We start from the raw sequence: 6,415 nt of genomic DNA on the forward strand, positions 1-6,415 counted from the left end.
CCTGGAATCCATGGCCATGCAGCACCCATGGCCCGCGCGCGAAAGGGATACGGCCGGCACCATTTTCCTTACATACAAAAAATCAATGACCAATCGCAGGTTTAGCAAAAACTTCCTCCATTTTGCAAATTCACCCGATTGAATAAGACAATAAAAATCTCCACTGTGATACACGCCGATTCACGTCATTTTTTTGGAGATGCAGCATGCGCGAAGCCCACACCGTCAAAGACAAAGTCGTTCTGATTGCAGGGGGAGGCAAAAACCTCGGTGGCCTGATTGCCCGTGACCTGGCCAGCCAGGGCGCCAAAGCGGTTGCGGTCCACTACAACAGCGCCGCCAGCCGTGATGAAGCACTGGCCACCGTGGCCGCCGTGGAGAAACTGGGCGCCAAGGCCATCGCACTGCAGGGCAACCTGAGCAGCGCTGCTGCCGTACAAAAGCTGTTTGCCGACACCGTGGCCGCACTGGGCCGCCCCGACATCGCGATCAACACCGTCGGCAAGGTGCTCAAGAAGCCGATGGTCGATATCTCCGAGGCCGAGTTCGACGAGATGTCCAACGCCAACAGCAAGGCAGCGTTTTTCTTTCTGAAGGAAGCGGGCCTGCACCTCAATGACAACGGCAAGATCGTCACGCTGGTGACCTCGCTGCTGGGTGCCTTCACCCCGTTCTACTCGTCCTATGCCGGCACCAAGGCGCCTGTCGAGCACTACACCCGTGCAGCGGCCAAGGAGTTTGGCGCACGCGGCATCTCGGTCACCGCCGTCGGCCCCGGCCCGATGGACACCGCCTTCTTCTACCCGGCAGAAGGGGCCGATGCGGTGGCCTACCACAAGACGGCCGCTGCGCTGTCGGGCTTCAGCAAGACGGGCCTGACCGATATCGAAGATGTTGTGCCCTTCATCCGCCATCTGGTCACCGACGGCTGGTGGATCACCGGCCAGACGATCCTGATCAACGGCGGCTACACCACCAAGTAAATGGCGCGAGCGGTGGGCGTGCCGATCGCTGCAGGCCAGCCTCCTGCGCCTTCGGATGCGCTGCACCGCCGCCCGCCAGTGACGTCACCCGGCGGACGGTGAACCGCAGCATGCTTGTGCGGGGCCGTGGCTACGGCTATGGCCCTGCAAAAACGCTGCGCGGCCCACGCCGGCCACTGCCCCTGGCATGGGGCCCGGGTGGTGCTGTGCCACCTTTGCCCAGCAGGCGCAGCGTCTTGGATTCTGAACCTTTGAGAGTATCGATATGCATGTACTGATGGTGATGGGCGGGGGCCTGCTGCTGCTCGGCGTGTTTGTGCTGTTTGGCTGGCTGTGGTCGGCCAGCGTTGCAGGCATGGTGGTCGCAGCCAAGCTGTTCATGCCGGTGTGGCTGCTCATTGCCTGCACCAATATGTGGGTCGGCGTCACCCAGGCGGGCTACAGCGTGCGCGACGAAGCGCTGATCCTGCTCATCGTGCTGATGGTGCCGGTGCTGCTGGCCGCCTTTGTCACCCGCATCCTCTCGCAGGCCTGAGGCCATGCCCGCAACTGCAGAACTGCCATGCCGATAACCCCCGCCTTCTCCCATCCCTTGCTGCGCCAGCGTGACGGTCACCACGCCCGCGTGACCTATGAAGAGCTCTTCTTTGACCTGGTCTATGTGTTTGCCGTCACCCAGCTGAGCCATGAGCTGCTGCACCATCTGGGCTTCATGGGTGTGGCACAGACCTTGGTGCTCTGGTTTGCCGTCTGGCTGGGCTGGCAGTACACCTGCTGGGTCACCAACTGGTTCGATCCGCAGACACCCCGTATCCGCGGCATGCTGTTCTCCACCATGCTGCTGGGCTTGCTGATGGCCTCCAGCATTCCCGAAGCCTTTGCCGAGCGCGGGCTGGTCTTTGCGCTGGCCTATGTGGCCATGCAGGTGGGGCGCACCGCCTTCATCTGGTCGCAGCTGCCTGCCTGGCACCCGCTGGCGCTCAACTACCGCCGCATGCTCGGCTGGGTCTGTATTTCTGCCGTGTTCTGGATTGCGGGAGGGCTGGCAGACCCGCAGCTGCGCCTGCTTTTGTGGTTTGTGGCCGTGCTGTGCGAGTATGTGTCACCGATGTTTGGCTTTGCACTGCCGGGCCTGGGCCGCAGCCAGACGCAGGACTGGACCATCGAGGGCGGCCACATGGCCGAGCGCTGCCAGCTGTTCGTGATCGTGGCACTGGGCGAGACGCTGCTGGCCAGCGGCGCCACGCTGGCCGATACCAAGACCTGGGAGTGGGATGTGCTGATGGCGCTGGGCGCCACCTTTATTGGCACCTTGGCGATGTGGTGGCTGTACTTTGGCACCTCCAGCAAGGACGCCACCGAGGCCATCACCCGCGCCGAGGATCCGGGCCGCATTGGCGCCTACTTCCACTATGTGCACGCCATCTTGATCGCCGGGGTGATTGCCTCTGCGGTGGGCAACGACCTGGTGCTGGCCCACCCCCATGCGCTGGCAGCAGCGCCGCAGATCGCCATCTTGCTTGCCGGGCCGGCCATCTATCTGCTGGGCAGCGCCATCTACAAGAAGACCGTCTATGGCGCGCTGCCCGCATCGCACTGGCTGGGCGCCTTGATGCTGCTGGTGCTGGTGCCTCTGGGCCAGGTCTGCAATCTGTTGGTGCTGGGCTGGCTGACGACGCTGCTCATCCTGGGTGTGGCGCTGTGGGACACCCATGCGGCCAAGCGGCGCCAGCGCCTTGGCACGGTCGCCGAGCATGGCCACCACTAGGCAGTGCCATCTATAGGAAGACGATCTATAGCGCGCCCCCCGCGTCGCACTGGCTGGGCGCCTTGATGCTGCTGGTGCTGGTGCCTCTGGGCCAGGTCTGCAATCTGTTGGTGCTGGGCTGGCTGACGACGCTGCTCATCCTGGGTGTGGCGCTGTGGGACACCCATGCGGCCAAGCGGCGCCAGCGCCTTGGCACGGTCGCCGAGCATGGCCACCACTAGGCAGTGCCATCTATAGGAAGACGATCTATAGCGCGCCCCCCGCGTCGCACTGGCTGGGCGCCTTGATGCTGCTGGTGCTGGTGCTCGTGCCTCTAGGCCAGGTCTGCAATCTGTTGGTGCTGGGCTGGATGACGACCCTGCTCATCCTGGGCGTGGCGCTGTGGGACACCCATGCGGCCAAGCGTCGCCAGCGCCTTGGCCCGGTCGCCGAGCATGGCCACCACTAGGCAGTGCCATCTATAGGAAGACGGTATATAGCGCCCCCGCGTCGCACTGGCTGGGCAGCGCAGGGATCGGCACGGCACCCTCGGGACTGGAAAATAGGTAACATTTCTTGTTATCTAGTTTCTCTATAGGAATCCGAAAATTCAAAAAAATACCAAAGACATTTTTTAAAAAACAGAGAAAATCAGCCTTTACAGAGGTAATCATGGGTCTAAACCCCGTTTTCACAGGCTTTGTAAAGCACCCCGCATGGATGCCGCAGTTAACATTGATTTAAAACAAACAAGCAACATGCCAGACACCATGTGTGACAATTAACAACCGTTAAAGGTGTATCAAGGTCCAACAGAAGCTATGAGCAATGCTGACATGCAGTCTCCACATGTGTTGATCGTGGATGATGATCCAGACCAGCTCCGTTTGCTGGTCGCCGCATTGCGCAATACCTCGTACCGGGTCAGCGTCGCACTCAATGGCGACCAGGGCTATGCCCGGGCAGCGGTGCTGCTGCCTGATTTGATCTTGCTCGATGTACGCATGCCAGGGCGCAACGGCATCACGATTGCGCGCCTGCTCAAGACCAACCCGGCGACCCAGCACATCCCCATCATTTTTCTGTCGGCCCTCATCGAGCAGGACGACCGGCTCTCGGGCCTGCGCGCCGGTGGCGTGGACTACATCACCAAGCCCTTTTTTGTCGAAGAGATCCAGGAGCGCGTGCGTATCCACCTGATGCTGGCCCGGCAAACCGTGGCGCAGGCGCAGGAGGGGCACTTGGGCCAGGCCGAGCGCGCCGCAGCGCCGCCAAGCCAGTCTCCGGCCAACCTCACGCTCAAGCAGGTGGCGACCGAATACATCCTGGGCAATATCCAGGACCCCGACTTGAAAAGCTCGGACGTTGCCGCCAGCCTGGGCCTGTCCATGCGGCGCCTGAACATGGTGTTCGAGTCCAGCGACGGACTGTCGGCCTTTGAATTCATCCGCCAGGAGCGCATGCGCCGAGCCGCGCTGATGCTGGCCCAAAGCACCTTGAGCATTGCCGATGTGGCGCTGGAAGTGGGCTATCTGAACTCGGCCAACTTCTCCACCGAGTTCAAGAAGTTCTGGCAAAAATCGCCCACCCAGTTGCGCAGCGAGTGCCAGGCCGACCCTGAGGTGCTGCAACAATTGGTCGCCTCCAAGTTCCACTGAGGCCGGGGGCCTGCCCGCATCTGCCCCGGTGCCCTGTATCGGCGCCCTGCACCCGTGGCCTGCACCTGCCACCTGACTCTGCGCATCACCAAGACCATGGACATACCCGCCCCGCCTTCGCCATTCGCTGACCCAAGCAGCGCTGCCACCCGCAAGCCGCCCGCTGCGATGAAACGCGGCCGGGAGATGCTGCCCCTGGTGCGCCGCGCCACCGTTGCGCTGGTACTGTTCTGGCTCTGCCTGGTGGCAGGTCTGGGCTGGTGGCTATCGCAGCGCGTGGCCACGCAGTGGACCCAAAGCCAGGCCTCCAGCGCCGCCTATGAGGCCGAGACCACGGCGCGCGTGGTGGACCGGCTTTTCACCCAGATGGTGAGCGTGGCCAATATGGTGGCCAGCCAAAGCCAGGTGATCGAGCTGGCCACGCGCTACCGCACCGACCCGCCAGGCCTCGAAGCGCTGACCCGCCAGCAGCGCGCGGCCCAGTTCACCTCCGACCCGCTGGTGCGCAAGGTGGGCGACTTCATGGACGCGCTGGGGGCCGACCTGCGCTACGCCCGCATCTACCAGAACAACCTGTCCGACGACACGATCACGGCCAGCAACTGGGCGGCACCCGACAGCATCGTCGGCATGATCTACTCGGGCCGCATCTACCTGAACAATGCCTTGCGCGATGGCAGCGGCCATTCCTTTGGCATTGCGCGCATCAACAAGACCCCTTCCTACTTTGTCGCCAGCCGCATCGACGATGCCCAGGATGTTGTGCAGGGCTCCGTGACCGTCAAGTTCGATGCGCCCGATATGGCGCACTACCTGACGGGCCGGCATATTGCGCTGATCGTCAACCGCCAGGGGCGCGTGACCACCAGCTCGTCCGAGCCCTTCATGCTGCGCAATGTGGCGGCGCTGTTGCCCGCTGGATTCCTGCACCCCCGGGACGACGGAGATGGGGAAGACCTGGGCGAGGCCATGGCGATCCAGCCCATGTCCACCCACAACCGATCGGACCAATGGCTGATCGACGGAACGCCCTATGTCATCAAGCACCAGCCGCTGACCAACACCCAGTACGAGCTGATGACGCTCGCATCGCTGGAGCCCCTGGCTGCCATCCGCGAGCAGCACCTGTGGACCGCCATTCTGGTCGCTGCGGTCGGCACCGTGCTGATCCTGCTGTCCTGCCATATCCTGGGCCAGATGGTGGTGCGCCGCCAGGATGAGAAGTACGCGGCCATGGTCACCTCGGCCCTGAATGCCGACCTGAGCACGGCGCTGAGCGACGCCCAGACCAAGGAGCGCCAGAAGGTGGAAGTGCTGGGCTATATCGGCCATGACCTGCGCGCGCCGCTCGCAACGATCAAGGGCTACTCGGATCTGCTGCTGACAGAAGCCCCCGACAAGCAGCAGGGCCTGGTCAAGACCATCCAGCGCAGCGTCAAGTACCAGCTGGACCTGATCGACGAGCTGCTGGAATATGCCAAGTCCGAGCTGCAACCGCTGGCGGTGCGCCCCGCGCCCCTCGATCTGCAGGCGCTGCTGGACGACATCTCCGACTACGCCGTCTCGCTGTGCTCGCAGCAGAACAACCACTTCCACAGCCATGTCAGCGGCGCCCTGCCCCGGCGCATCGCGATGGACGGCAAGCGCCTGCAGCAGGTGCTGCTCAACCTGGTCTCCAATGCCGCCAAGTTCACCCGCGATGGCGTGGTGACCTTGTCGGTCAACGCCCGCCAGGACGGCGAGTTCTGCGTGCTCCATGTGGCCGTGGCCGACACCGGCATCGGCATCGACCTGGCCCAGAAGCCCGATATCTTTGATGCCTTCCAGCAAATCCAGGCCGAGGGTGGCAGCACGGGCCTGGGCCTGTTCATCTCGCAGCGCATTCTGATGGCAATGGGCGGCAGCCTAGAGGTGAGCAGCGCCGCCGGCCAGGGCACCACCTTCTCGTTCGAGCTCTCGGTGCCGATCATCGACGGCAGCGGCGCAGCGGCCACGGCGCAGCCGGGGCAGCCGGCCCGCGCAGCGCT

General features: G+C 63.3%; 7 protein-coding genes. All 7 read left to right on the forward strand.

Translation table 11 applies throughout. The features are described from left to right. Positions 1-206 precede the first annotated feature (206 nt). Positions 207-983, forward strand: a complete 777-nt coding sequence (locus H928_RS0109890) for an SDR family oxidoreductase (RefSeq protein ID WP_021026351.1) — start codon at positions 207-209, stop codon at positions 981-983. A 265-nt stretch (positions 984-1,248) separates the two neighbouring features. Next, positions 1,249-1,518, forward strand: a complete 270-nt coding sequence (locus H928_RS0109895; RefSeq protein WP_021026352.1) for a hypothetical protein — start codon at positions 1,249-1,251, stop codon at positions 1,516-1,518. Between the two features lie 27 nt (positions 1,519-1,545). Further along, positions 1,546-2,751 (forward strand): low temperature requirement protein A, encoded by a 1,206-nt coding sequence (locus H928_RS0109900; protein ID WP_021026353.1) that lies wholly within the window; start codon positions 1,546-1,548, stop codon positions 2,749-2,751. 65 nt (positions 2,752-2,816) lie between these two features. Further along, positions 2,817-2,972, forward strand: a complete 156-nt coding sequence (locus H928_RS32250; RefSeq protein WP_021026354.1) for a hypothetical protein — start codon at positions 2,817-2,819, stop codon at positions 2,970-2,972. 80 nt (positions 2,973-3,052) lie between these two features. Continuing rightward, positions 3,053-3,199, forward strand: coding sequence for a hypothetical protein (locus tag H928_RS32255; RefSeq protein ID WP_204366296.1), 147 nt, complete (start codon positions 3,053-3,055; stop codon positions 3,197-3,199). A gap of 367 nt (positions 3,200-3,566) precedes the next feature. Beyond that, on the forward strand, positions 3,567-4,388 hold the full coding sequence (locus H928_RS27020) for a response regulator (protein WP_158400513.1): 822 nt from the start codon (positions 3,567-3,569) through the stop codon (positions 4,386-4,388). Between the two features lie 168 nt (positions 4,389-4,556). Further along, positions 4,557-6,415 (forward strand): HAMP domain-containing sensor histidine kinase (locus tag H928_RS30100; RefSeq protein ID WP_148293114.1); only part of this gene is annotated, 1,859 nt, incomplete at its 3' end.

This window comes from Comamonas sp. B-9, assembly GCF_000410635.1.
Lineage (GTDB): Bacteria > Pseudomonadota > Gammaproteobacteria > Burkholderiales > Burkholderiaceae_C > Comamonas.

What these genes read in the sequence shown, in the direction of transcription:
- H928_RS27020 (WP_158400513.1), top strand. Translation starts at nt 3,567, where the DNA reads ATGCAGTCTCCACATGTGTTGATCGTGGATGATGATCCAGACCAGCTC.
- H928_RS0109900 (WP_021026353.1), top strand. Translation starts at nt 1,546, where the DNA reads ATGCCGATAACCCCCGCCTTCTCCCATCCCTTGCTGCGCCAGCGTGAC.
- H928_RS0109895 (WP_021026352.1), top strand. Translation starts at nt 1,249, where the DNA reads ATGCATGTACTGATGGTGATGGGCGGGGGCCTGCTGCTGCTCGGCGTG.
- H928_RS0109890 (WP_021026351.1), top strand. Translation starts at nt 207, where the DNA reads ATGCGCGAAGCCCACACCGTCAAAGACAAAGTCGTTCTGATTGCAGGG.
- H928_RS32250 (WP_021026354.1), top strand. Translation starts at nt 2,817, where the DNA reads ATGCTGCTGGTGCTGGTGCCTCTGGGCCAGGTCTGCAATCTGTTGGTG.